Below are 23,366 nucleotides of genomic sequence, written 5' to 3' on the forward strand. Positions count from 1 at the left end.
CCGTTGATGTGAGCCGCGCTACACCCGCACAGGAGGCGGTTTACGCCGCCCCGCAGTGGTCAGGCGGCGGGGATGTCGCACCGGCACCCCACCGCCGTATCTCCGGCAAGACGCGTATCCGCCCGTCCGGGTTCCCCGAACTCCGCGCGGGAGGCGTGATGAGCGAGGACACCCTGCGCATGCGCGCGGTCGCGACCGGCGGGACGGAACGGAAAGCGCCGCCCGCGGCAGAACCTGCCGGCCGGCGGGACGCGTTCTTCGACAACGCCAAGTACCTGGCGATCGTGCTGGTGGCGATCGGGCACTCCTGGGAACCCCTGCGGGACGGCAGCCGGGCGGCGGGCGCGCTCTACATGGTCGTGTACGCCTTCCACATGCCGGCGTTCATCGTGATCTCCGGCTACTTCTCGCGCTCGTTCGACGCGGGCCCGGGGCGGCTCAGGCGACTGATCACCGGGCTCGCCGTGCCGTACGTCGTCTTCGAGACGGCGTACACCCTGTTCACCCGGTGGACCGACCAGGAGCCGGACCGGCCGGTGAGCCTGCTGGACCCCCTCTACCTGACCTGGTTCCTGGCCGCCCTGTTCATCTGGCGGCTGACCACCCCGATCTGGCAGCGCGTGCGGTGGCCGCTGCCGATCGCCCTCGTCGTCGCGATGCTGGCGACGCTCTCGCCGTCCATCGGCAACGACCTCGATCTGCAGCGCACGCTGCAGTTCCTGCCGTACTTCGTCCTCGGTCTGCTGCTGCGGCCCGAGCACTTCCGCCTGGTGCGCCGGCGCGCGGCACGGATCCTCGCCGTACCGGTCTTCGCCGGCGCGCTCGCCGTGGCCTACTGGGCGGTGCCGCGGATGAGCGGCGCCTGGTTCTACCACCGCGACAGCGCCGAGGAGCTCGCCGCCCCCTCCTGGTACGGGCCCGTGATGACGCTGGTGACCTTCGGCTGCTCGATGGTCCTGGTCGCCTGCTTCCTCGCCTGGGTGCCCGGCCGCCGCGCCTGGTTCACCGCACTTGGCGCGGGCACGCTCTACGGCTACCTGCTGCACGGATTCGTCGCGCAGGGGTCCAAGTTCTGGGGCTGGTACGAGCCGGCGTGGGTGCACCGGCCCCTGGGCGAGATCCTCGTGACGGTCGTCGCCGCGGTGCTCGTGACCGCGCTGTGCACCCCGCCGGTGCGGCGGGTGTTCCGCTGGGTGATCGAGCCCGACATGGCGTGGGCGTTCCGCCGGGACGCGCGCGATCAGGCGCGGGAGCGGAACGCCGTGCGCGCGTGAGAGGCCCCTCTCAGAGTTCCTGACCGAGCCGGATGAGCAGCACCCCGGGCGTGCGCGGCACGGACACCGTGAGCGCCTCCCCGTCCCAGACGGCCCGGCCCGCCTCCGCCGACGACGGGTGCAGGACGTCCGCCCGGACGGTCCGGCCCGCCAGGTGCCGGACGGGGACGCGGAGTTCCGCCGGTCCGCCGCGCCGCCAGACGGAGAGGTACGCCGTGCCGTCGCCGGGGGTCCGCAGCCCCAGGGCCAGCCACTCGTCCGTCCAGCCGGGCAGGCCGAGCGGCCAGAACGGCAGGGTCCGGGCGAGATCCCCGCGGATCGACTTGTAGACGTCGACGGCGTCCCGGACGAGAGCGCGCTGGTGGTCCGACATGCGGTTCAGATGGCCGGAGAGGTGGATGCGGCCGAGGAGTGCCCCGCCGAGGGTCCAGGCGATCAGGTCGTCGTCGTACTCGGGCTGCGGGTAGGCCCAGACGGCGCCCTGCTCGGGCGGGACGGCGGTCGGTGCGGCGGCGGCGATGGGCGGGTAGCTCAGCGGGTCCTGCTGGTCGCTGGTGGACTGGAGCTGGGCCACGGCGAGGGTGGCGCCGTCCATGCGCATACCGCCGGAGGCGCAGTTCTCGACGACGAGGCCGGGGTGGCGGTCCAGGACTCCGGAGAGCCAGTCCAGGTAGGCCTGGGCGTGGCCGAGCAGGCCCGCTCCCGGTGCGAGGTCGCCGGGGGCCTGGGTACCGGGGTCGACGACGATGTTGTAGTCCAGCTTCAGGTAGCCCACGCCCCAGTCGCCGGCGATCCGGTCGACCGTCCTGTCGAGGTGGGCGCGGGCGGCCGGATGCCGCAGGTCGAGCTGGTGGCGGCCCTGTTCGGTGAGGCGTACGCCGTCGCGCTGGAAGAACGCCTCGGGCGGCAGCTCGGCCGCGACGGGGCTGCGCACCCCGACGACCTCCGGCTCCAGCCACAGCCCGGGCACCATCCCGCGCTCCCGGATCCGGTCCAGGACGGCCTGGATGCCGCCGTCGGGGAAGCGGCGCGACGAGGGCTGCCACGCGCCGACACTGTCCCACCAGCCGCGGGTGTCGTCGTCGTACCAGCCGGAGTCGATGCAGAAGTACTCGGCGCCGACGTCGGCGGCGGCGTCGATCAGCGGCAGCAGTCTGGCCGTGGTCGGGTCGCCCATGAGGGTGTTCATGTAGTCGTTGAAGACCACGGGGAGGGTGGTGTGGTCCGGGTGGGGGCGGCGGATCGCCCGGCGGTAGGAGGTGAGGGCGCCCACCGCGGCGTCGAGGTCCGGGCCGAGGGCCAGGGCGGCGGGGACGGCGGTGAACTCCTCGCCCGGTTCGAGACGGATCCGCCACTGGTGCTCGGCATCCGTGGGGCCGTTCAGCGCCAGGTAGGTGCCGTGCGCGCGTTCACCGAGGTCCCAGCGCCAGCCGGCCGGGGACTCGACCTGCCACGCCCAGGCCCGGGCGCCGTCCCGCTCGGTCAGCGCGCCCATGGCCAGATGGCCGTCGGTGGGCCAGCTGCCGCGCCCGGTGAGGGCGAGGGCGGCCCGGCTGTCGTGCTCGTGGACGTCCGTGTTGATGTCGGCGACGCACGCGCGCAGCGGCTCGGTGTACCAACGGCATTCGGCGAGCCAGTCGTTGCGTGCCCGATGGACGTCGAGGGCGTCCGGGGCGGGCAGTCCGCCGAGCAGCAGGCTGCTGACGGACTGGACGACCAGCGGCTCGCGGCCGTCGTTGCGCAGCCGGACGCGGGAGCGCAGGACGGGCAGGCCGGCGGGTGAGCCGAGTTCGGCGAAGGCGGTCAACCCGGTGTCAGGGTCGTGGAGTTCGACGGTCAGTCGTTCCCAGCCGTCGCGGCTGCCGGTGCGGTGGGCGCGGTAGGCGAGCCGCGCGCCGAAGGCCGTGCCGGTGAAGCGGGGGCCGGACCAGCCGCTGCCGTGGCCGAGGGCGGTGAGTTCCACCAGCGGCAGCCCGGTCTGCGGGGCGGCTCGGCGGGCGTCGTCGGGGTGTGCCAGCCGGACCAGTCGCGGTGTCCCGTCGGCGGCGACGGCGAACCGGGCGTCGAGCGCCTCGTGCCCCCAAGTGAACTCGCCCTGCCGCCGGTTGGAGGCCATGTGCGCCGCATCCGCCGTGCCGGTCAAGGTGCTCCCCCTCCTGGCCCCGCCCCGTTGCCGGGGAGCGGAGGTCCGCGTGAATCCCTCGTTACGGTCTCTTGACGACCCGAGTGTGACCGGTCACAATCCTGGCATGAATGTGACCGGTCACACAAGACGCCCGGCGAGCATCAGGGACGTCGCCACGGCCGCCGGGGTCTCGTACCAGACGGTCTCGCGGGTGATCAACGGCCATCCCAGCGTCCGGCCGTCCACCCGGGAGCGGGTGCTCGCCGCCATCGAGGAGCTGGGCTTCCGGCGCAACGCCACCGCCCTCGCTCTGGCCAGCGGACGCACCCGCACCGTGACCGTGCTCACCGCGAACACCACCCACTACGGCTACGCCTCGATCCTTCAGGGCATCGAGGAGTCCGCCCGCGCCGCGTCCTACGCCGTGGGGATCGGCGTGCTGGAATCCGCCGAGGACGCGGCCGTCGCCGCCGAGGTGCAGCGAGCGGCGGACACGGGCGGCGGGATCGTCGTGATCGCCTACGATCCGGCCGGTGTGCGGGCGCTGGGAGCCGTGCCCGCCGGGCTGCCGGTCGTGGGCGTGGTCGAGACCCCGGCGAGTCCGCCCGGCGGCGAGAGCCCCTGGGTGTGGACCGACGACCGCGAGGCCGCCTACCAGGCGACCCGCCATCTGCTCTCCCTGGGCCACCGGACCGTGCACTACGTCGCCATCCCCTCCAGCACCCGCCGCACCAGCGCCCGCACCAGCGGCTGGCGGCAGGCACTGAAGGAGGCAGGCGCCCCGGAACCCCGCCCGGTGCAGAGCAGTTGGGGACCGGCGGGCGGTCACGCGGCGGCGCTGGAGCTGGCGCGGGACCCTTCCGTCACCGCGATCCTGTGCGGCAACGACGACCTCGCGCTCGGCGTGCTCCGCGCCCTGCACGAGACGGGCCGCGCGGTGCCGGGCGAGGTCAGCGTGGCCGGGTTCGACGACGCCCCGCACTCCGCCTTCCTCACCCCGTCCCTGACGACCGTACGCCTGGACTTCACCGGCCTCGGCCGGGCCGCGTTCGCCCTGCTGCACGGCGCGCTGGAGGAGTCCGCACCGGTCGCCCCGCACCCCGTGTCCGTACCGGAACTGGTGGTGCGGGAGAGCTCGGGGCCGCCTCCACCTCCCACCCTCGAATGAACAGCCCCTGAGAGCAGAGCAGTTGCGAGTCTCCTTCCTGAACCGAACCCCGCACCCTGCTCGGAAAGGCACGAGTTGACCTCTTCCCCGCTCGTGGACGAGGGGGATTCCTACGGCTCGCGCCGCGGGGTTCCCCCTGGAGCTGGAGGAGGCGGCCCGGATGGACGGGGCGTCACCGGCCCGGGTCTTCCGGCGGATCGTCCTGCCCCTGCTCCGGCCGGTCATCGCCACCGCCACGATCATGGTGATGCTCTACGCCTGGAGCGACGTCTTCTACGCGTTCTTCGTCCTCGGCGGCGGAGACCGGGCGACCCTGCCGCTCAACCTCTACCAGGTCGCCAGCGCCCAAGCTCTACCTCGACAACTGGCATCTCGTCTTCGCGTACGTCGTGGTGATGAGCCTGCCCATGGTCGCCGTGTTCCTCGTCGGCCAGCGAAAGATCGTGTCCGGAATCACCAGTGGAGCCGTCAAGTGACTGGAGGTCCAGCAGCGTGAGCACCCCCACCCGCACGAGATCCCGTACCGGAACCGCCCTGTTCACAGCACTACTTGGAGCAGTCGCCATGGCAGCCACCCTCCCCGCGGCCGGTCCCGCGGCAGCCGCAGCCGCCCCGCAACGCCTCGCCGTCGACCTGGGCGCCTCCGAGGGCCCGGTGATGCTCGGCGCCAACGGCTCCCTGTACGGGCTCAGCGACGACGGGGTGCCCAGTGACGCCGTGATGGAGCCACTGAAGATCACCAGCGTCTCGCAGAAGCCGGAGGGCGGCGCCCAGCACCCCAACGGCGACGCGCTCACGGTCTCCACATCGTTCTTCCGCACCGGCGGCGGCGAGATCAACGTGATGATGCAGGACATCTACGCCAAGTGGCCGTACGAGGACCTCGGCATCGACGACTACCTGCCCAAGGTCGACAAGATCGTCAAGGAGATTTCGGCCGCCCCGAACAGCGACCGCTTCGTCTACATCCCGTTCAACGAGCCCGACCAGATCTGGTACGAACTCGACGTCGCCGACCAGGCCCAGTACGAGAAGAACCGCGACCGGTTCTTCAAGGACTGGAAGACGGTGTACCAGCGCATCCGCGCGATCGACCCGGACGCGCGGATCGCCGGCCCCAACGAGGCCGCCTACCACACCCGCCTGCTGAAGGACTTCCTCGCCTTCGCCAAGCGGGAGAACGTACTGCCCCAGATCATGACCTGGCACGAACTCGGCTCCGGCTCCCTGCGCGACTTCCAGGCGCATCACGACGACTACCGCGCGCTGGAGCGCGAGGCGGGCATCGCCCCGCTGAAGATCAACATCGATGAGTACGCCAACCGCCGCGACCTGTCCGTGCCCGGGCAGCTCGTGCAGTGGGTGTCGATGTTCGAACGCAACAAGGTGTACGCCAACATGGCGTACTGGGACGCCGCCGGGAATCTCAGCGGCCATGTGGTGCGCTCGAACATCCCCAACGGCGGCTGGTGGCTGTTCCGCTGGTACGCGGGCCTGACCGGGAACACCGTGCAGGTGACGCCGCCGCAGCCGAACACCATCGACACCCTCCAGGGTGTCGCCTCCCTGGACACCTCCCGCCGCCAGGCCCAGGTGCTGCTCGGCGGCAGCGACGGCGACTCGGACGTGGTCGTGCGCAACGTCCCGCGATCCGTCTTCGGCCGTACGGTCACCGCGACCGTCGCCGAGGCCGCCTGGTCGGGGTACGAGGGGCAGCACGCGGCTCCGCGGGTCCTGGCGCGCACCAAGGTGAAGGTCGCGGAGGACGGTTCGGCGACCGTACCGCTGCGCGGTCCGCACAAGATGTCGGCGTACCGCATCGTCCTCACCCCCGGCGGCTCGGGCACCCCGTCCGCCGCCTCCGTCCCGTGGTCGGCGTCGTACGAGGCCGAGGACGCGGCCATCACCGACGGCACGGTCTACACCCAGGGCACGGTGAGCAACGCCAACGGCTACGCGGCCTCCGGAACCAAGGACGTCGGCTCCCTCAACCAGCCCGGCAGCAAGATCGCGTTCACGGTGAACGTGCCGAAGGACGGCACCTACGACCTGGCGATCCTCTACGGCAACCAGTCCGGCGGCCCCGCCACGCAGAAGCTGATCGTCGACGGCGCCGACCCGGTGACGGTCACCTACCCCTCCACCGAGAACTGGACCTACCGCGCGAAGAAGGACGTCAGCGTCCGACTGACCGCCGGGACACACCAGTTGGTGCTGTCCAAGGGCGACGCCGAGGTCACGCTCGACCGGATCGGCCTGACGACCCGCACCGGCGCGGCCTCCGCGTCGTACGAGGCCACCCTGGCGGACATCAGCGGCAGGCCGTCGTACGACTACTCGTCCTCGGCCGGCGTGGGCACGGGCGCCCTGGTGCTGCGCCCGGGTGACAAGGCCGTCTTCGACGTCTACGCCCCGCGCGACGGCTACTACACGGTGACCCCGCGGACCTCGGCGGCGGTGAAGCTCGCCCTGCACGGCGAGACGGTCACCGCGGCGCCCGGCCGCCCGCTGCGCCTGTACCTCGTCGCGGGCAACAACCGGGTCGCCATGACGTCGGGCCACGCCGCCGTCCGCTCCCTCGACGTCTCCGGCGACGGCTCGGCCGCGGGCACCCTCTCCTACGAGGGCGCCTCGGCCACGCTCGGGGGCGGCGCCAGGCTCGTCGACTCGCCGCACGCATCCGCCGGCTCGTACATCGGCCGGCTGGGCAACAGCCCCTCCAGCACCGCCGAGTTCACGGTCGACGCACCCAGGTCCGGCCGCTATCTGCTGGTCGTCCACTACGCCCACAACGACCGCCGGGACAACGGCCACGCCTACAACACGGACATCATGTCCCGTACGGCGGACATCGAGGTCGGGGGTGCCGCGGCGCGGAAGGTCACCTTCAAGAACACCTGGAGCTGGGACGACTACTGGACGGTCGGCGTCCCGGTCGACCTGGCGAAGGGCCCGAACAACGTGACGTTCGGCAACGCCGGTGCCTGGGCGCCGAACATCGACCGGATCGAGCTGGGCCGGGTCGTGGGCTGAAAACCCCGTACGCAACTGCTGACATCGGGTCAGCGGGCTCTGGTGCCGCGGTCCGCCGTGGAGGCGGACCGCGGCACTGGGAGGTGGTGCGCAGCGCGCCGCGGTCCCTCAGAGCGGCGTCGCCGCGTGGAGGATGAGGACCATCGTCACCGCCGAGTTCGCGGAGGACATCGCCGAGACGGCCGTTCCCGCGGCCGCGCCCCACGCCGCCAGTCCGACCGCCGTGAAGGCCGGAGGCCACTGGCGCACGGCGGGGGCCGGGCCGAGCAGTGCCGCCACCCGGCGCGGCACCGGACCGGGAGCGGCGAGTCCTGCGAGCGTGGGCAGCGGGGTGCCCCGCGAGACGAGCGCGGCCGTGCCGATCGCCCTCGCCACCGTGCGACGGCTGCCGACCGCCCGGGCCGCCTCCTCGTCCGCCCACCGCTCCGCCGTGTACGCCACGGCGGTGCGCAGCGGCCGCAGGAACGGGTTGGCGCGGGCCGCCAGCTGCACGGCGAGCAGGAAGCGGTCGTGACGTGCGGCGAGGTGCGCCCTCTCGTGGGCGAACAGAGCGCGCCGCTCGGCCGGGCGGAGCCTCTCCAGCAGGGCCGTGGTCACCACGACACGGCCACGCCCCCCGCGCGGGCCCCGGCCGTCGGCCCCGGCTCGCGGCACACCACGGCCGCGGCGCCCCCCGGGCGGCAACGCGTACGCGTAGGGCACGGCGTCGGGCAGCACCGCCACCTCCGTACCGCGCAGCCCGGCCAGCGCGCGATGCGCCCGACGGCGCACCCGGCCGTGCCGCCGCACCGTCCGGGCACAGGCGACAACCACCGCGCACAGCGCGGGAATCGCGGCCTTGCCCACGACCTCGTCGTACGGCACCGCCGCCCGCACCTCGGGGTCGGACCAGCCGTCGGGCAGCGGGTTGCCGGGCAGTTGGGCGGTGCCGACCACCATCACCAGCGCCAGGCACACCGTGCTGCACAGCGCCAGCACCACGGCCAGCACCGTCAGCAGCCGGGTGGCGGTGCGCGGATGCAGATGCTGTTCGGCCAGGCGGGCGACCGGCCAGGCAGTGAGCGGCAGGATCAGTGGCAGAAAGACGAAGACCCCCATGAGGCTTCAGTCTTCCCCTTCGCTCTGGGCCTGATCCAGCAGGTCGCGCAGCAGCTGCTCCTCGTCCGGGCCGAGGCCGGTGACGAAGCTGGCCAGCACGGCCCCGCGGTCGCTCTCGGCGTCCAGCACCTTGCGCATCTTGCGGGCGGCCAGGCCCGCCTGGTCCGAGGACGGCGTCCAGGCGAAGGACCGGCCGACCCGCTCCCGGGTGACCGCGCCCTTGCCCAGCAGCCGGGTCAGGATCGTGATCACCGTCGTGTACGCGAGGTCACCGCCGAGGCGTTCCTGCACCCAGCCGGCCGTCGCCGGGCCGTCCGCCTCCCGCAGCGCCGACAGCACCAGCGCCTCCAGCTCGCCCTGTCCCCGCCGGGGACGCTGCCCGGAATCCGTCACCGTCCTGCCTCCCTTTCGCCGCCCTGCGTTGCCCTTGCGGACATCGTATAGATCCGCCGATCCGATCCCACCTGCTTCTACATTGCTGTAGATTTCAGAATGTCATCCCCTCACACACGTCAAGCGCTCAAGAAGGAGTACCTCGTGGGAGTTTCCCTGTCCAAGGGCGGCAACGTCTCGCTCAGCAAGGAGGCGCCGGGTCTCACCGCCGTCCTGGTCGGTCTGGGCTGGGACGTGCGCACGACCACCGGCACCGACTACGACCTCGACGCCTCCGCCCTGCTCCTCGACGCCTCCGGCAAGGTCCCCTCGGACCAGCACTTCGTCTTCTACAACAACCTCACGAGCCCGGACGGTTCGGTCGAGCACACCGGCGACAACCTCACCGGTGAGGGCGAGGGCGACGACGAGTCCGTCAAGGTGAACCTCGCCGCCGTGCCCGCCGAGATCGACAAGATCGTGTTCCCGGTGTCCATCCACGACGCCGAGAACCGCGGCCAGAGCTTCGGCCAGGTCCGCAACGCCTTCATCCGGGTCGTCAACCAGGCGGGCGGCCAGGAGATCGCCCGCTACGACCTGTCCGAGGACGCCTCCACCGAGACCGCGATGGTCTTCGGAGAGCTCTACCGCAGCGGCGCCGAGTGGAAGTTCCGCGCCGTCGGCCAGGGCTACGCCTCGGGTCTGGCCGGGATCGCCTCCGACTTCGGCGTCAGCGTCTGACACGGACCGACGTGCCGCCGGGCCCGCGTGTGTGGCCGGGCCCGGCGGCCGCACCAGCGACCGAACCGGGAGCCCATGTGACCGACCCGTCCCACCTCCGCCCGGACGACCGCGCGGACTTCGAAGCCGTCCTGCGTCACGCGCCGGGCACCGCGGACATCCGTCGCGCCCTGGGCGCCGACCCGACCGGCCCGGCGGCAGCGCACCTGCGCGCCCACGCCCATGCCGATGACATCGCGGCGGCGGCCGAAGAGCCGTACCGCTCCGGTCTCGCCGTGCGCCGGGCCGCCCGGTACGAGGCGCGGGGTCCGCTCGGCCCGGGCCGTCTACCGCCGGCCCTCGCGGTGCTCACGCCGCTCGTCGCGATCACGTCCGCCGCGGCGCTGCTCCTGACCGGCGGACTGCTGCGCGTCGCCGACGCCGTCGGCCCGTTGCCCGGATCGCTCGTCGCGGCCGGCTGGACCCTGGCGCTCGTGGCGGCGGTGACCGGCCTCGTCCCGCTGGCCGCCCTGCTGCGCACGGCCCTGTGCCGGCACCCGGTGCCGCATCCCGAGACGGCGATCACGCTGCCGTGCTCCCCGCCCGATACGCTCACGCCGTGCCCGGCCCGGGCGAGAGAGGACAGGACACCATGTTCGGACTGAGCGAGCTCGCGATCATTCTCATCGTCGTCATAGCCGTCATCGGGATGAAGAAACTCCCCGAGCTGACCCGCTCGGCCGGCAAGGCGGCCCGCATCCTCAAGGCCGAGGCCCGCGCGGCGAAGGACGAGGAGGCCGGGACGGCCCCCGCGCCGCGGGTGGTCCAGGGCGAGATCATCCCGCCGGGCACCGGCACGACCCCGCCCGGTGCCCGGGCGGAGGGCACCCCGGACCACCCCTGATCCGCCCCGTGACTACAGCGTGCGCTCCAGGCGGCCCGCGACGAGCCTGACGAAGCGCGCCGGGTCCTTGGGCTGGCCGCCCTCGGCGAGCACCGCCAGGGTGTGGAGCAGCTCGGCGGACTCGCCGAGCTCCGTACGGTCCTCGCTCGCCTGGTACGCCTGGTGCAGGCCCTTCACCAGCGGGTGACCGGGGTTGAGCTCCAGGATCCGCTTGGTGCGCGGCACCTCCTGGCCCATCGCCCGGTACATGTTCTCCAGGGCGGGGGTCAGGTCGTGCGCGTCCGAGACGATGCAGGCCGGGGAGACCGTGAGCCGCGTGGAGAGGCGGACCTCCTTGATGTCCTCGTCCAGCTGCTCCCGCATCCAGCCGAGCAGCCCGGCGTACTCCTCGGCCTGCTTCTCCCGCTCCTCGCCGGCCTTCTCCTCGCCCTCGGCGTCGAGGTCGATCTCGCCCTTGGCGACGGACCGCAGCTTCTTGCCCTCGTACTCGCCGACGGCGTCGACCCACACCTCGTCGACGGCGTCGGTGAGCAGCAGGACCTCGACGCCCTTGTCCCGGAACGCCTCCATGTGCGGGGAGTTCTCGATGCTCTGCCGGGACTCGCCGGTGATGAACCAGATGTCGTCCTGGCCGTCCTTCATCCGCTCCACGTACTGCGCGAGCGTGGTGGGCTCGTCGTCGGAGTGCGTGGTCGCGAACGCGGAGACGGCGAGGATGGCGTCGCGGTTGTCGGAGTCGGTGACCAGGCCCTCCTTCAGGGCGGTGCCGAACTCGCGCCAGAACGTGGCGTAGCGCTCGGCGTCCCTGGTCATGAGCTCCTTGACCGTGGACAGCACCTTCTTGGTCAGCCGGCGCTGCATCATCCGGATGTGCCGGTCCTGCTGGAGGATCTCGCGGGAGACGTTGAGCGAAAGGTCCTGCGCGTCGACGACTCCCTTGACGAAGCGCAGGTAGGGCGGCAGCAGCGCCTCGCAGTCGTCCATGATGAAGACGCGCTTCACATACAGCTGGACGCCGCGCTTGAAGTCCCGCGTGAACAGGTCGTGCGGAGCGTGCGAGGGGACGAAGAGCAGGGCCTGGTACTCGAAGGTGCCCTCGGCCTGCAGCCGGATCGTCTCCAGGGGCTCGCGCCAGTCGTGGCTGATGTGCTTGTACAGCTCGTGGTACTCGTCGTCGGAGACCTCGTCGCGCGAGCGCGCCCACAGGGCCTTCATGGAGTTCAGCGTCTCGGGCTCGGGCGCGCCCTCCTCGTCACCCGCCTGAGGGACCATCCGGATCGGCCAGGTGATGAAGTCCGAGTAGCGCTTGACGATCTCCCGGATCGTCCACTCGGAGGTGTAGTCGTGCAGCTGGTTCTCGGGGTCGGCGGGCTTGAGGTGGAGCGTGACGGACGTGCCCTGCGGCGCGTCGTCGACCCTCTCCAGCGTGTACGTGGCCTCGCCGCGCGACGTCCAGCGGGTGCCCTGGCTCTCGCCGGCACGCCGGGTCACCAGGGTCACCTCGTCCGCCGCCATGAAGCCGGAGTAGAAGCCGACGCCGAACTGGCCGATGAGTCCCTCGGCCCCGGCGGCGTCCTTGGCCTCCTTCAGCTCCTCGAGGAACGTGGCGGTGCCCGAGTTGGCGATGGTGCCGATGAGCTGCCCGACCTCGTCGTACGACATGCCGATGCCGTTGTCCCGCACCGTGAGGGTGCGGGCCTCCTTGTCGATGTCGAGCTCGATGTGCAGATCCGACACATCGGCGTCGAGCGAGTCGTCCCGCAGCTTCTCCAGACGCAGCTTGTCGAGCGCGTCGGAGGCATTGGAGACGAGTTCCCGCAGGAAGACATCCTTGTTCGAGTAGACCGAGTGGATCATCAGCTGGAGCAGCTGACGCGCCTCTACCTGGAACTCAAACGTTTCGGTCGTCATGGTTCGCGAATCCCTCACAGGTCCCACAGTCGCCTGAACTGGTGGCAGTCACTGTAAAACACCAAGTCAGGCCGGGACCCCGGAAGTCAGACGAGGTGGGCGAAGACGACCAGATTCTCGGTGTAGTCCCGGGCCTGACGGTCGTAGGAACCCGAGCAGGTGATGAGCCGGACCTGGGCCTCGGGTGTGTCGCCGTACACGCGGTCGCTGGGGAAGGCGTCCTTCTCGAACGACTTTGTGGCGTCGACGACGAAGGTGGCCTTGCTGCCGTCGGCCCGCCGCACCTGGAACCGGTCGCCCTTCTTCAGCTCGCTGAGCCCGGCGAACACGGCCGGGGAGGTCGCGGTGTCCACGTGCCCGGCGATGATGGCGGTACCGGCCTCTCCGGGTGTGTGGCCCTTGGCGTACCAGCCGACGAGGTTGGTGTCGTTCGGCGGCGGGGGCTCCAGCTGCCCGGAAGGGTTGATGGCGAGGTCGGTGAAGGGCGCGTCGACCGAGATCTTGGGGATCAGCAGGCGGACCGGCCGGGACCGCGGCAGCTGCGGGCCGGCTCCGGACGCGGCGGACCGGTGCGGCGTCGCGGACGTGGACGGCCTGTCGGGCACCTCGGGGGCGGCCGAGGCGGCGGCCACGGCGGGCGGCGCGTGCGGCGGGCCGGCATCGTCGGCCGACTCGCCGCCGCCGAACAGATTCACGGTCAGGACGAGGGCGGCCACCGCCCAGAGCACCGTCACGACGGTGCGGAACCGCCGCTTCGGCGGTTCGGGGCCGGGGTCGGGAAGAGCGGGAGGACTGGCTGCCATCAAGGACCACCTCATTCAGGCACGGCAGCGGGCACGGCACGCGGGAGGACGAGCCGGGCCGCCGCGACGCGCTGGGCACGTGCGGCGGCCACGGCCGGCTATGAGGTCAGGCATCGGTCATACGGCGCCCTGCGAGGCCCTCTGGCGACGCAGCGCGTACAGGCCGGTGCCGGCCACCGCCAGCACCGCCAGGCCGCCGGCGGTCACGCCCGGCGCGGAGGCCAGCCCGCCGCCACCGGTGTGCATGCCACCGCGCGGCTTGTCGTGCTTGCCCTTCCAGCCGCCCTTCTCGTGCCCGTCTTCCTTGCCCCCTTCGTCGCGCTTGTCGCCCCAGTCGCCCTCGCCGTCCTTGTAGGTGTCCGGGTCGTACTTGGACTTCTCCCAGTCGTCGCCCGCCGTCACGGACGCCAGCGCTCCGCCACCGGTGTGCATCCCGCCGTGCGGCTTGTCGTGCTTGCCCTTCCAGGAGCCCTTCTCGTGCCCGTCCTCCTTGCCGTGCTCGGAGGAGTCCCAGTCGTCGCCCGCCGTCACGGCCGCCAGCGCTCCGCCACCGGTGTGCATCCCGCCGTGCGGCTTGTCGTGCTTGCCCTTCCAGGAGCCCTTCTCGTGCCCGTCCTCCTTGCCCTGCTCCTCGTGCTTGCCCTCTCCGTCGCGCTTGTCACCGGACGAGCCCTCGTCCTGCTTGGAGGTCTTCCAGTCCTCGTCCGCGTTCACCGCGGACAGCGCTCCGCCGCCCGCGTGTACGCCGCCGCGCGGCGCGTGGTGGTCACCGTCCTTGTGGTGCTCCTTGCTGTAGGAAGTGGTGTCGTGGTCCCAGTCACCCATCGCCTCGGCGTAGGCGGCGGGTGCGGCGATCGCGAGGGCGGCCGTGGCAGTGGCCGTCGCGAGCAGCATGCGGGCAGAGCGCATCGGTGAGTCCTTCCGTCGCGAGCCGGGCAGCTGACGCCTCGCCAGCTCACGAGACCCGGCCTCGACATGAACCAACGTCAGTCATGCCGGGCGGTCCCACCATCCGGAGCGTTCACACGGGTTACAACGGCACTCTGACGGCGGCACGCCCCGGATGTCCGGCCGTCGCCGCAGGGTCCCGGAAGGCCGCCCGCGTCAGCGTCGCCCGAACCCCCGGTGCGTCATCCGGGCCGGGTCCGGATCCGCCAGCTGGGCCGCCATGCCGACGAGGACCAGCCCGCAGGCGATGAGCAGTCCCTGGGCCAGAGCGATGCCGGAGCCCAGCACGGCGACGCCGAGTGCCAGCCCCCACCAGGCTCCGGTGCGCCGGTACTCCCGGGGCCGGGCGGGGCGGCCGGATCTCATGGCCCGGGTGAACCGGGGGTCCTCCCGATCGAGTCGTGCTTCGAGATCGACCAGACGGTGGTCTTCGGACGGGGGCACGGCTTCTCCTTCCCGGAACCCGAGCGCTTCGAGGCAGGGCACGGCCGAGGCCATGACACGTCCTGAGGGGTCGGGTCCTGTGGCAGTGCGGAGGGAGACGGGTCGCCGATGCGGCGGTGCGGCCGGCCGCGGCTGTCTCACCAGGGCTTCAGCGTCTCCCCCCTCCGGCGGCTTCCGCCATCAGGCCCATCCCTCATCCTTCCCGGTGGGCGCGCCCCATGAACACCGAGCCGACGGACGGGTGTTCGGGCCGAGGATGGGTGCTGTCACGGATGGCCGCGCTCTCGGGGCGTACCGAGCCGCGGCCATGACAATCGGCGGCGGCCCGGGCGGTGCTGCCGGCCTCAGACGGGCACCGGTGGCGTCACCGTCGGTGCCGGCGCCCATCTCCGGGCGGGGGCGACACCCATCCGTCCTTTCCGTCCCGGGGAGACGGCCGGGCGGGGCCCGGCTGTGCTGTGCCGGGTGCACCGCGTCTGCCGACACAGGTCGGTGTACCGGGCGATCCGGTCCGTGCCGGAGCCGTCCGGCCGAGGCCTCTCACACCTCCCGGTGGTCGATGCCCAGCAGGCTCGCGGCTGCCCGGAAGTCCGCCGTGTGGTGGCCGACCGCGAGGGACCAGTGGTGGCCGACGCCCGTGGCGCTCCAGGCGTCGACCCATTCGCCGGGGTCGCGGCCGAAGTCGACCCGGCTGGTGGTGTTGCCGATCTCCAGCAGCGGTCCCGGTACGACGGTGCCCTCGGAGGTGACGAAGCACAGGCTGCCATCGGCGTCCTGGCCGAGGCCGAGCAGGGTGACGGGCCCGTGCCGGACGTCGAACTCGACGCTCACGCCCCAGCCGCGTTTGCCGTGGTAGACGCCGAGGCCGCGCAGCAGGGGGTCACGGGCGCCGACGGCGAGGTGCGCGGGGCCGTCGTGGCCCATCTCCACCACACCGTCCTCGAAGTTGAGGGCCTGGATCTCGGTGAAGGAGCCTCCGGCGCCGACGCTCTGGGAGGCGAGCTGCGCGACGGACGTGCGCAGCTCGTACTCGCCGGCCGCGGGCACGCCCCGGGCGGTGAGCAGGGAGGCGCCGAGGATCATGCCGGCGCCGAGCCGCTCGTGCAGTTCGCCGTCGAGGCCGCGGTGGTAGTAGGCGAGGCTGTCGAGCTCGAAGTCGGCCACCAGCCGGTCCAGGGCGACGGACACGGTCGCGCCCCACGCGAAGTCCTCCTCCACGACGCTCTCGTCGAGGGTGAAGAGCTGCCGGGCCAGCGCCATCCGCTCCCTGGTCTCCGCCTCGGTCACCCGTTCCACGCGGTGCCTGAGGTCGTCGAACTCCAGGACCTCCACGTGCGAGCCGAACGTCGTGGCGAGCAAAGTCGGATCGGTCTGCACGTCGAGCATGCCGGGATACACGTGCCCCATGAGGCCGTGCCGGGCGTGCCGGAGCGCGGCACGGATGTGCGCGGCCCGGATCCACTGCTCGATGCGCCGCCAGGCGGACTCCTGCCGCAGCCAGCCCGACACCGACCGGAAGGGGATGCCGGCGCGCCGGAAGACGTTGCCGACCTCGGGGACGGGGCACTGCCCGCAGTAGGCCAGCCAGGCGCCGGTGTCGAAGGCGGCGTGGTCCATCTTCTCGGACGGCTGGAGATCGATGACCAGGACCGGCGTGTGCGAGCGCTGCGCGATCGGCAGCACCATCGAGGAGGTGAGGTACGTCGTCAGGAACAGCACGATCAGGTCGCAGTCGGCCCGCCGCAGTTCCTCGGCGGCGCGGGCACCTTCCTGGGCGTCGGAGACGAACCCGGCGTCGGTCACCTCCGCGTCCATCTCCCGGAAGCGCTCGGCGACATACGCGGCCGACTCCTTCAGCTGCGGGAGGAGGCCGGGGAACTGCGGCCAGTACGTGCCGAGCCCGCCGGCGACCAGCCCGATCCGGGTGCGGCGCCGGGTGACCGGCGGGAGCAGGTCGTGCAGGGCGGCGGTCCGTACGGCCGTGCGGTCCGCGGTCGTTGCCATGGTCGGTGCTCCTTGTCAGGTGTGCTGCGGCTCAGGTGCTGGACACGCGCAGGTCCGCTCTGTCCTGCCCGGCGCTCGTGGACCTCGGGACCAGGACGCGGATGATGAACACGCCCGCGAGCGCCGCCGCCGTCATGCAGGCGGTGATCGTCCAGAGCAGGACGGACGGGCTGTAGTCGGCCAGGGCGGGGGTGAAGAACGCGGCGACCGCGAACACGCCCCGGGACAGGGCATAGGTGAGGCCCTGGGTGGTGCCGCGGGTGTCCGCGGGCAGCGTGAGCTGCGACCACACCTTGTAGTTGGCCTCTCCGGCGAAGGGGTTGGAGAGCTGGTAGAGCACGAAGAAGACGAGCATGCCGACGAGTGCGCCCGCGGTGAGGGACGCGATCACGAAGGCGAGGATCTGCACCACCGCGGCCACGTGGAACAGCCGGTCGCGCCAGGGGCTGTCGGCGACCCGGACGAAGGCGAACGTCAGGAGTACGCCGATCGGGATGAAGGCCAGATTGATTCCGGTGGCCAGGCTCTGCGAGGCGTCGCTGACGGTGACGAGCAGATAGGTGCCGAACTGGCCGAAGGTGTTGGCCCCGAGGCCCCAGGTCACGTAGAAGACGAACGTCGCGGCCATCGGCAGCAGGGCGGCGCGGGTCCATACGCGCTTCAGGGGAATGCCCTCCGGGGCGGTTTCGGGGTCCGTCTCCGACGGTTCGTCGGACAGTTTCAGCCGGGACCGCAGGGCCCAGGTGACGAGTGCGGCGACGGCCAGTTGCCCGGTGATGAGCCGGGCCCCGGTCATGCCGGTGGTGGACAGGACGAAGCCGAGGAAGATGGCGACGGCGATGCCCAGCATCCACATGACCTGCGTGAACGCCACCAGCCTGCCCCGGGCCCAGGAGGGCGCCGCGTCCGACACCACGGCCAGCGACGTCGGCAGGTCGGCGCCGGCCGCGAGCCCCGCGACGAGAACACCGGCCAGCAGGGTGATGTCGTCCGGCGCGAGCGTGATGACGAGGGCGCCGATCGCGAAGCAGAAGATGTCCCAGTTGTAGACGCGGCGGCGGCCGAAGAGGTCGGCGAGCCGTCCGCCGACGAGGGATCCGACGGCGATGCAGCCGGTGACGATGGCGCTGATCGCCCCGGCCATCCACACGCCCATGTCGTAGCTGTCGCGGTAGATGGCCAGGTTGACGGAGATGCTCACGATCAGCCCGGCGTCGAGATAGGAGGCCATGCCCGACAGGGCGGCGGCCTTCCAGAGCGGTGTGGGGATGGGGCGGGTACCGGCCATGATGCGACTCCGTCGTCTGGTGACATCGCGGTTCCGGGGGCCTGGTCGCAGCGAATATAGGGCGAGAAAAACGTTGCAACAAGGTGTCGCGCGCGCATGGGTGACAGGACGCCGTCTTCCGTGGGCCCGTCCAGGGATATGGCGCGGTCGCTCCAGCTCGCCTACGGTGAAGGTGGCCTAAAAACGTTTTAGGGGAAGGACGATGTCCGTGATCTCCCCCGAGCTCCGGCGACTGTTCGACGATCCGCCCCGCGACTTCGGCCCCACTCCCCTGTGGTGGTGGTCGGGTGCGAAGGTCACCAGAGAGCGACTCGCCTGGCAGTTGCGGGCGTTCGCGGAGGGCGGGGTGCACAACCTCGTCGTCATCAATCTGGCCCCGGCCGGCCCGACGTTCGGGGCCCGGGCCGACGATCCGGCGTGGTTCGGCGAGGAGTGGTGGGCGCGCTTCACCGACGCCTGCGAGATCGCCGCGGAGCTGGGCACACGGCTGTGGTTCTACGACCAGATCGGGTTCTCCGGGGCCAATGTGCAGGGCGGCGTGACACGGCGTCATCCCGGGGCGGCCGGACGGGCGCTGCGCTGCCGGGACGTGAGCGTCTGCCGGGGCAGGGTCGCCCTGACGGATGCCGAGACACCGCTGGCGGCGTACTCCCGGCGGGGCGGGCGGCTCGACCTCGACGTGAGCGGGCGCATCGCGGCCCCGGACGGAACCGGGGTGCGGCTCGTCACCGCCGTCCCCACGGCGTTCGACTACCTGGACCCGCACGCCGTGGACCTACTGATGGACACGGTCCACCACGAGTACGACCGCCGCGTACCGGAGTACCTCGGCACCGTCATCGCGGGCAGCTTCCAGGACGAGCTGCCCGGCACCAACGCCTGGAGCCACCGTTTCGCCGACGAGTTCCGCACCCGGCGCGGCTACGACCTCCTCGACCGGCTGCCGGCCCTGTTCGGTACGGACGCCGGCGTGCCGGAGGGGAAGGTCCGCGCCGACTACTACGCGGTCCGCGCGGAGCTGACCGAGGAGGCTCTGTTCCGGCCGCTGGCCGCCTGGCACCGCGAGCGCGGGCTGCTGCTGGGCAGCGACCAGAGCCACCCCGCCCGGGCGGGCTACCCGGCCCAGGCCACGCAGATCTACACCGACTACTTCCGCACCCATCGCTGGTACGGCGCCGCCGGCAGCGACCATCACGGCGACGCCAAGGTGCACTCCTCCATGGCCCACCTCTACGGCCACGAGCGCGTCTGGATCGAGGCGTTCCACTCCTCCGGCTGGGGCGGCACGCTGGAGGACACCTACGACTGGCTGCTGCCGTTCCTGCGCAGCGGCGCCAACCTGTACAACCCGCACGCCAGTTACTTCGGTACCGCGGGCGGCTGGTTCGAGTGGGCCCCGCCGTCCACCGACTGGCGCCAGCCCTACTGGAGGCAGTACCCGGCGTTCTCCCGGGCCGTCGCCCGGATCTGCTCGATCATGTCGTGGGGCGGCTACGCGGCGGATGTGGCGGTGCTGCACCCCACCACCACCGTGCAGGCCCTCGTCCCGCTGGACGCGCCGGTCCGGCACTTCGGCGACGGCCGGCTGGGCGACGGCCACGCCGACGCCGACGAGACCCAGCGGCACTACCTGGACCTGTGCGGCACGAACAACTGGCTCGGGCCGCACGCCGGTGCCCTGGACCGGCACGGGATCTCCTTCGACGTCGTCGACGACGACTCGGTGCAGCGCGCCAAGGCCACCGAAGGCGCCCTGCGGATCCGGGACCTAGCGTACGGCGCGGTGCTGCTGCCCTCGGCGAGCGTGCTGGAGGAGGAGACGGCACGCCGGCTGACGGAACTGCTCGACGCGGGAGGGCGGGTGGTGGTCGTGGGCCGTCCGCCCGGGACGGCCGCGGGCCGGTCCGGTGACGACGCGGTCGTGGCGGCCCTGCTGACCCATCCCCGGCTGGAGCGGGTGCCCGACCCCGAGGCCGCCGCCGAGACGGTGGCCGACGCGGCCGGGCACGCGACGAGCCGTGTGCCGCTGCTCGTCCGGCGCAAGGGGAACGAGGCGGTGGCACTGGTCACGGCGGCCTTCCCGGAGATCGGCGCGCATCCGCTGCGCCCGCCCGGCTCCACGCCCGAGCCGGTCCGCACCTCGTCCGTCACCGTCCGGGCAGGCGTCGCAGAGGCCGAGGTCTGGAACCCGGCGACCGGATCCCGCAGCCCCGCCCGCGTGTCGGTCTCCGACGACGGCGCCCTCTCGAGCATCGAGGTGCCGCTGGACGGCGCCCCTGCGGCCTTGGTCGTCTGGCGTGAGGGCCGTCAGGCACCGGCGCCTTCCCCGGGCGGGACGGCGGTGCGGGTGCTCGACCTCTCGGGCGGCTGGCACGGCCGGCTGGCCCCCACGATGGACAACACCTGGGGCGATCTGGCGCTGCCCCCGGGAGCGTCCGTGGAAGAGCCGCAGATCTGGACCATGGAGTGGACCGAGGGGACGGTGTGGGAGCGGATCCGGGTCACCTACGGCAACCGGGTCCGGGTCCTGCCCCCGGTGCCGCTCGACCAGGCTCCCGAGCCTCTGGACGCCGCGTGCGCGGAGCGGATCCTGGCCGGCGAACTGCCCCTCGTGCCACCGGACTCGGACTGGGAGGCCGCGGTGTACTCGTCGAGCCGTGGCATCCCGGACCAGGGCGGGCTGCTGGGTACCAAGGGGCTGGTGAACGAGGAGTTCGTACGCGTCCCCGTGCCGGTGGGCGCAACGGCCGCCCGGGTCCGGGCGATCGTGGAGACCGGCCGCCGGGGGCCCGCCGAGCTGCACGTCGGCGCGGAGGCGGTCAAGCGGGTGTGGTGGAACGGGGAGCCGCTGGGCCCGTACGGCGACGGCTACCTGGCCTCCGCCCCGGTCACCGTGGCCCGCGAGCGCAACGTGCTCGAGTACGAACTGGCGGACGCCCAGGACCGCCCCTCGACGATCTCGGCCGCCGCCGGCGCACCGCTCGGCAGCTTCTTCTGCCTGTCCGAGCCGGGCGGGCTCGGGCCACGGCCGCGGTTCATGCGCCCGCCCGACGGGGTCCGGCCCGACGGCCGGGTCGCCCATCGCGCACGGCTGCGGGTCCCGGGCGGCGGCGGGCGGGCGGTGCTCGTCGTGGGTGCCGCCTCGGCGGTGACCGTGCTGCTCGACGGGGACGTGGTGGCGCGGCAGGAGAAGGTGGAGTACTACGAGGCGGACTGGGGCGCCGTGCCGATGTTCTTCCGTCACGAGCTCGAACTCGGGGCCGGCGAGCACACGCTGGAGGTCGTGGCCGACACCGCCGATGTCCGGGACGCGGTGTTCGTCGACCTGGTGGCACGTTCGGGGTCCGAGGTGACGGCCCTGGTCAGCGGCGCCGGCTGGGAGGCCGAGGCCGGCGCCTGGCGGGGCCGGACCGTCGAGGACGCGCGCAGGCGGGGCGAGTTGCAGCACTGCCATGCCGCCGTGCGGCCGCACCCGCTGCCGGACACCGTGTGGCTCAACGGCCGTCCGGTGCTCGGCGGTGCCGTGTGGCCGTCGCGCTCCACCGACGGCGTCCGGGCGTCGCCGCAGCGCTTCCGGTTCACCGTGCCGGCGGGAACGGTGTCGCTGGAGCTGCCGTTGGCACCGCACGCGCGTGTACGGATCGGCGACGGAGCGGAACTGGCCTTGGCGGGCGAGCGGCTGACGCTTCGTGTGCCGCTCCCGGCACCCACCCGGGTCGAGGTGGTCACCGAGCCCACGGCGGTTCTGCGGGGCGGCTCCGCCTGGCGGGGGCCGGTGCGGGTGCGGACGGTGCCGGCTCCGCTGGCGCTGGGCGACTGGCGCGAGCAGGGTCTGGGCAGTTGGAGCGGCGGCGTGACGTATGCGCGTGCGCTGGACGTGCCGCCCGGGCCCGACCCCGTGCTGGATCTCGGGAGGGTGCGGGGCAGCGTGGAGGTGTCGGTCGACGGGGAGTTCGCCGGTGAGGCGTTCTGTCCGCCGTACCGCTTCCCGTTGCGCGGTGCCGCGGGGCGGACCGTCCGGCTGGAGGTGACGGTCCGGGGCACGCTGGCGCCGTATCTCGCGGAGGCCACGCCGACCGCCTGGGCCTTCGCTTCCCAGCTGTCGTCGGGGCTGTGGGGGCCGGTGACGCTGCGGATTCCGTCCGACAGGCCCTAGGTGTATTGATCACCAGCGTTGTTGACAGCCACAGGGCTTGATCCACGCTCGGAGAGCGGTCGGGTGGAGTCGCGCAGGACCAGGCCGGGGGCGAAGACGCGGGTCTCGTGGAGGTGGTCCGCGCGAGCCTCGATCTCGTCGAGCAGCATCTCCACGGCCGCCCGGCCGAGGTCCTCCACCGGCTGCCGGACCGTCGTCAGGGTCGTCGCCCCGAAGGTCGCGACGTCGAGGTCGCCGTAGCCGACGACCTGTACGTCCTCGGGGACGCGCACGCCCCGATCGGCCAGGCCCCAGCACAGGCCGGCGGCGAGGAAGTCGTTGGTGCAGAACACCCCGTCGGGCAGGTCCTTCAGCCCGCGGGCGATCTCCGTGCCGTACGCGACGGTCATCCGCTCGGCGACGACCTGGTCGAGCCGTGCCTCGCGGCGGCTGCGGACGGCCTGCCGGGCGCCCTGGTAGCGGTCGGCGCACTGGCGTATGCCGCGCTCGCCGTTGACGACGAGGATGTCGCGGGCACCGCTGTCGAGGAGGTGCTGTACGGCGATGCGGCCGCCGGCGATGTCGTCGACGGAGGCCGAGCAGCCCTCCCGGTCGGGCATCGCGCGGTCGGCCAGGACGAGCGGGATGCCCCGCTCGCGCAGCCGGGCCAGCCGGCCCGGGTCGGCGCTCAGCGGCACGACGACGACTCCGACGGCCCGCTGCTCGACGAGCATGCTGAAGTAGCCCTGCTCCCGTTCCGGGGCGTCCCCGCTGTGGCACAGGACGAGGGAGTAGCCGTGGTCGTAGGCCGCGTCGGCGGCGCCTCGCGCGATGCGCGCGTAGAAGGAGTTGGTGACGTCGGGCAGGACCAGCCCGATCGCGGAGGAGTGACCGGTACGCAGGCCCGCGGCGCCCGGATGCGGGACGTAGTCGAGCGCGGCGACGGCGACACGGACGCGCTCGGCGGTCCGGGCGTTGACCCGCTCGGGCCGGTTGAGCACGTTCGACACCGTGGACACCGAGACGCCGGCGGCGGCAGCGACGTCCTGGATGCGGGCGGGGCGTGCCGGAATGGCGTCCACCCCCTCGCTGTTGCAGCCGCGCGACCAGGCACGACGATGGCCTTCATGGGCGCCGCA

The 23,366-nt window shown here is 72.4% G+C and carries 17 protein-coding genes and 1 pseudogene; 8 read left to right on the forward strand and 10 right to left on the reverse strand.

Annotated elements, in window-relative coordinates; genetic code table 11:
- Positions 1-158 precede the first annotated feature (158 nt).
- A complete protein-coding gene (locus G3I77_RS31685) occupies positions 159-1,274 on the forward strand; it encodes an acyltransferase family protein (RefSeq protein WP_248509083.1) in 1,116 nt (371 codons plus the stop codon).
- A gap of 10 nt (positions 1,275-1,284) precedes the next feature.
- Here G3I77_RS31685 and G3I77_RS31690 read toward each other — a convergent pair whose 3' ends face one another.
- Positions 1,285-3,390 carry a glycoside hydrolase family 36 protein gene (locus G3I77_RS31690; protein WP_248509329.1) on the reverse strand — a complete coding sequence of 702 codons (2,106 nt, stop codon included), beginning with the start codon at positions 3,388-3,390 and terminating at the stop codon, positions 1,285-1,287.
- 133 nt (positions 3,391-3,523) lie between these two features.
- On the opposite strand from G3I77_RS31690, the gene G3I77_RS31695 reads away from it, so the two are divergent.
- From G3I77_RS31695 to G3I77_RS31705, 3 genes and pseudogenes are all read left to right on the forward strand, one after another.
- The gene (locus G3I77_RS31695; RefSeq protein WP_248509084.1) at positions 3,524-4,567 is read left to right on the forward strand and encodes a LacI family DNA-binding transcriptional regulator; all 1,044 of its coding nucleotides are present in this window, start codon (positions 3,524-3,526) and stop codon (positions 4,565-4,567) included.
- A gap of 133 nt (positions 4,568-4,700) precedes the next feature.
- Positions 4,701-5,043, forward strand: a pseudogene (locus tag G3I77_RS31700) (carbohydrate ABC transporter permease); the annotation flags it as partial.
- Between the two features lie 88 nt (positions 5,044-5,131).
- Positions 5,132-7,600 (forward strand): CBM35 domain-containing protein, encoded by a 2,469-nt coding sequence (locus G3I77_RS31705; protein ID WP_248509086.1) that lies wholly within the window; start codon positions 5,132-5,134, stop codon positions 7,598-7,600.
- A gap of 108 nt (positions 7,601-7,708) precedes the next feature.
- Here the strand turns inward: G3I77_RS31705 and G3I77_RS31710 are convergent, their stop codons facing one another.
- Together G3I77_RS31710 and G3I77_RS31715 are read right to left on the reverse strand one after the other, a co-directional pair.
- Positions 7,709-8,698 carry a M56 family metallopeptidase gene (locus G3I77_RS31710; RefSeq protein ID WP_248509087.1) on the reverse strand — a complete coding sequence of 330 codons (990 nt, stop codon included), beginning with the start codon at positions 8,696-8,698 and terminating at the stop codon, positions 7,709-7,711.
- Positions 8,699-8,704: 6 nt separating this feature from the next.
- A complete protein-coding gene (locus G3I77_RS31715; RefSeq protein ID WP_248509088.1) occupies positions 8,705-9,091 on the reverse strand; it encodes a BlaI/MecI/CopY family transcriptional regulator in 387 nt (128 codons plus the stop codon).
- 144 nt (positions 9,092-9,235) lie between these two features.
- On the opposite strand from G3I77_RS31715, the gene G3I77_RS31720 reads away from it, so the two are divergent.
- The 3 genes from G3I77_RS31720 (at position 9,236) to G3I77_RS31730 (ending at position 10,694) form a co-directional block, all read left to right on the forward strand.
- On the forward strand, positions 9,236-9,811 hold the full coding sequence (locus G3I77_RS31720) for a TerD family protein (RefSeq protein WP_248509097.1): 576 nt from the start codon (positions 9,236-9,238) through the stop codon (positions 9,809-9,811).
- 77 nt (positions 9,812-9,888) lie between these two features.
- Positions 9,889-10,455: a hypothetical protein gene (locus G3I77_RS31725; RefSeq protein WP_248509098.1), complete on the forward strand. Its 567-nt coding sequence runs from the start codon at positions 9,889-9,891 to the stop codon at positions 10,453-10,455.
- A complete protein-coding gene (locus G3I77_RS31730) occupies positions 10,443-10,694 on the forward strand; it encodes a twin-arginine translocase TatA/TatE family subunit (RefSeq protein ID WP_248509101.1) in 252 nt (83 codons plus the stop codon). Before G3I77_RS31725 ends, G3I77_RS31730 begins: the two co-directional genes overlap by 13 nt.
- Before the next feature lie 12 nt (positions 10,695-10,706).
- Here G3I77_RS31730 and htpG read toward each other — a convergent pair whose 3' ends face one another.
- The 6 genes from htpG to G3I77_RS31760 all read right to left on the reverse strand — a co-directional run bounded on the left by htpG (position 10,707) and on the right by G3I77_RS31760 (position 18,092).
- Entirely contained in the window at positions 10,707-12,605 is a 1,899-nt protein-coding gene (gene htpG, locus G3I77_RS31735; protein ID WP_248509103.1) for a molecular chaperone HtpG, read from the reverse strand.
- Positions 12,606-12,691: 86 nt separating this feature from the next.
- The gene (locus tag G3I77_RS31740; protein ID WP_248509105.1) at positions 12,692-13,408 is read right to left on the reverse strand and encodes a class F sortase; all 717 of its coding nucleotides are present in this window, start codon (positions 13,406-13,408) and stop codon (positions 12,692-12,694) included.
- Between the two features lie 117 nt (positions 13,409-13,525).
- Entirely contained in the window at positions 13,526-14,317 is a 792-nt protein-coding gene (locus G3I77_RS31745; RefSeq protein ID WP_248509107.1) for a hypothetical protein, read from the reverse strand.
- 195 nt (positions 14,318-14,512) lie between these two features.
- Complete coding sequence (locus G3I77_RS31750; RefSeq protein WP_248509109.1) at positions 14,513-14,800, reverse strand: DUF3040 domain-containing protein; 288 nt, start codon at positions 14,798-14,800, stop codon at positions 14,513-14,515.
- Between the two features lie 540 nt (positions 14,801-15,340).
- A complete protein-coding gene (locus G3I77_RS31755; protein ID WP_248509115.1) occupies positions 15,341-16,804 on the reverse strand; it encodes an L-fucose/L-arabinose isomerase family protein in 1,464 nt (487 codons plus the stop codon).
- Between the two features lie 31 nt (positions 16,805-16,835).
- Positions 16,836-18,092: an MFS transporter gene (locus G3I77_RS31760; protein WP_248509116.1), complete on the reverse strand. Its 1,257-nt coding sequence runs from the start codon at positions 18,090-18,092 to the stop codon at positions 16,836-16,838.
- Positions 18,093-18,300: 208 nt separating this feature from the next.
- Here G3I77_RS31760 and G3I77_RS31765 point away from each other — a divergent pair, with 208 nt between their 5' ends.
- Positions 18,301-22,248 carry a glycosyl hydrolase gene (locus G3I77_RS31765; protein ID WP_248509330.1) on the forward strand — a complete coding sequence of 1,316 codons (3,948 nt, stop codon included), beginning with the start codon at positions 18,301-18,303 and terminating at the stop codon, positions 22,246-22,248.
- On the opposite strand, the gene G3I77_RS31770 is transcribed toward G3I77_RS31765, so the two are convergent.
- The gene (locus G3I77_RS31770) at positions 22,245-23,309 is read right to left on the reverse strand and encodes a LacI family DNA-binding transcriptional regulator (protein ID WP_248509117.1); all 1,065 of its coding nucleotides are present in this window, start codon (positions 23,307-23,309) and stop codon (positions 22,245-22,247) included. The two genes, G3I77_RS31765 and G3I77_RS31770, sit on opposite strands and share 4 nt — an antisense overlap.
- Positions 23,310-23,366 lie beyond the last annotated feature (57 nt).

This window comes from Streptomyces sp. D2-8 (genome assembly GCF_023184515.1).
Taxonomy (GTDB): Bacteria; Actinomycetota; Actinomycetes; order Streptomycetales; family Streptomycetaceae; genus Streptomyces.

What these genes read in the sequence shown, in the direction of transcription:
- G3I77_RS31685 (WP_248509083.1), top strand. Translation starts at nt 159, where the DNA reads ATGAGCGAGGACACCCTGCGCATGCGCGCGGTCGCGACCGGCGGGACG.
- G3I77_RS31690 (WP_248509329.1), bottom strand. Translation starts at nt 3,390, where the DNA reads ATGGCCTCCAACCGGCGGCAGGGCGAGTTCACTTGGGGGCACGAGGCG.
- G3I77_RS31695 (WP_248509084.1), top strand. Translation starts at nt 3,524, where the DNA reads ATGAATGTGACCGGTCACACAAGACGCCCGGCGAGCATCAGGGACGTC.
- G3I77_RS31705 (WP_248509086.1), top strand. Translation starts at nt 5,132, where the DNA reads ATGGCAGCCACCCTCCCCGCGGCCGGTCCCGCGGCAGCCGCAGCCGCC.
- G3I77_RS31710 (WP_248509087.1), bottom strand. Translation starts at nt 8,698, where the DNA reads ATGGGGGTCTTCGTCTTTCTGCCACTGATCCTGCCGCTCACTGCCTGG.
- G3I77_RS31730 (WP_248509101.1), top strand. Translation starts at nt 10,443, where the DNA reads ATGTTCGGACTGAGCGAGCTCGCGATCATTCTCATCGTCGTCATAGCC.
- htpG (WP_248509103.1), bottom strand. Translation starts at nt 12,605, where the DNA reads ATGACGACCGAAACGTTTGAGTTCCAGGTAGAGGCGCGTCAGCTGCTC.
- G3I77_RS31740 (WP_248509105.1), bottom strand. Translation starts at nt 13,408, where the DNA reads ATGGCAGCCAGTCCTCCCGCTCTTCCCGACCCCGGCCCCGAACCGCCG.
- G3I77_RS31745 (WP_248509107.1), bottom strand. Translation starts at nt 14,317, where the DNA reads ATGCGCTCTGCCCGCATGCTGCTCGCGACGGCCACTGCCACGGCCGCC.
- G3I77_RS31755 (WP_248509115.1), bottom strand. Translation starts at nt 16,804, where the DNA reads ATGGCAACGACCGCGGACCGCACGGCCGTACGGACCGCCGCCCTGCAC.
- G3I77_RS31760 (WP_248509116.1), bottom strand. Translation starts at nt 18,092, where the DNA reads ATGGCCGGTACCCGCCCCATCCCCACACCGCTCTGGAAGGCCGCCGCC.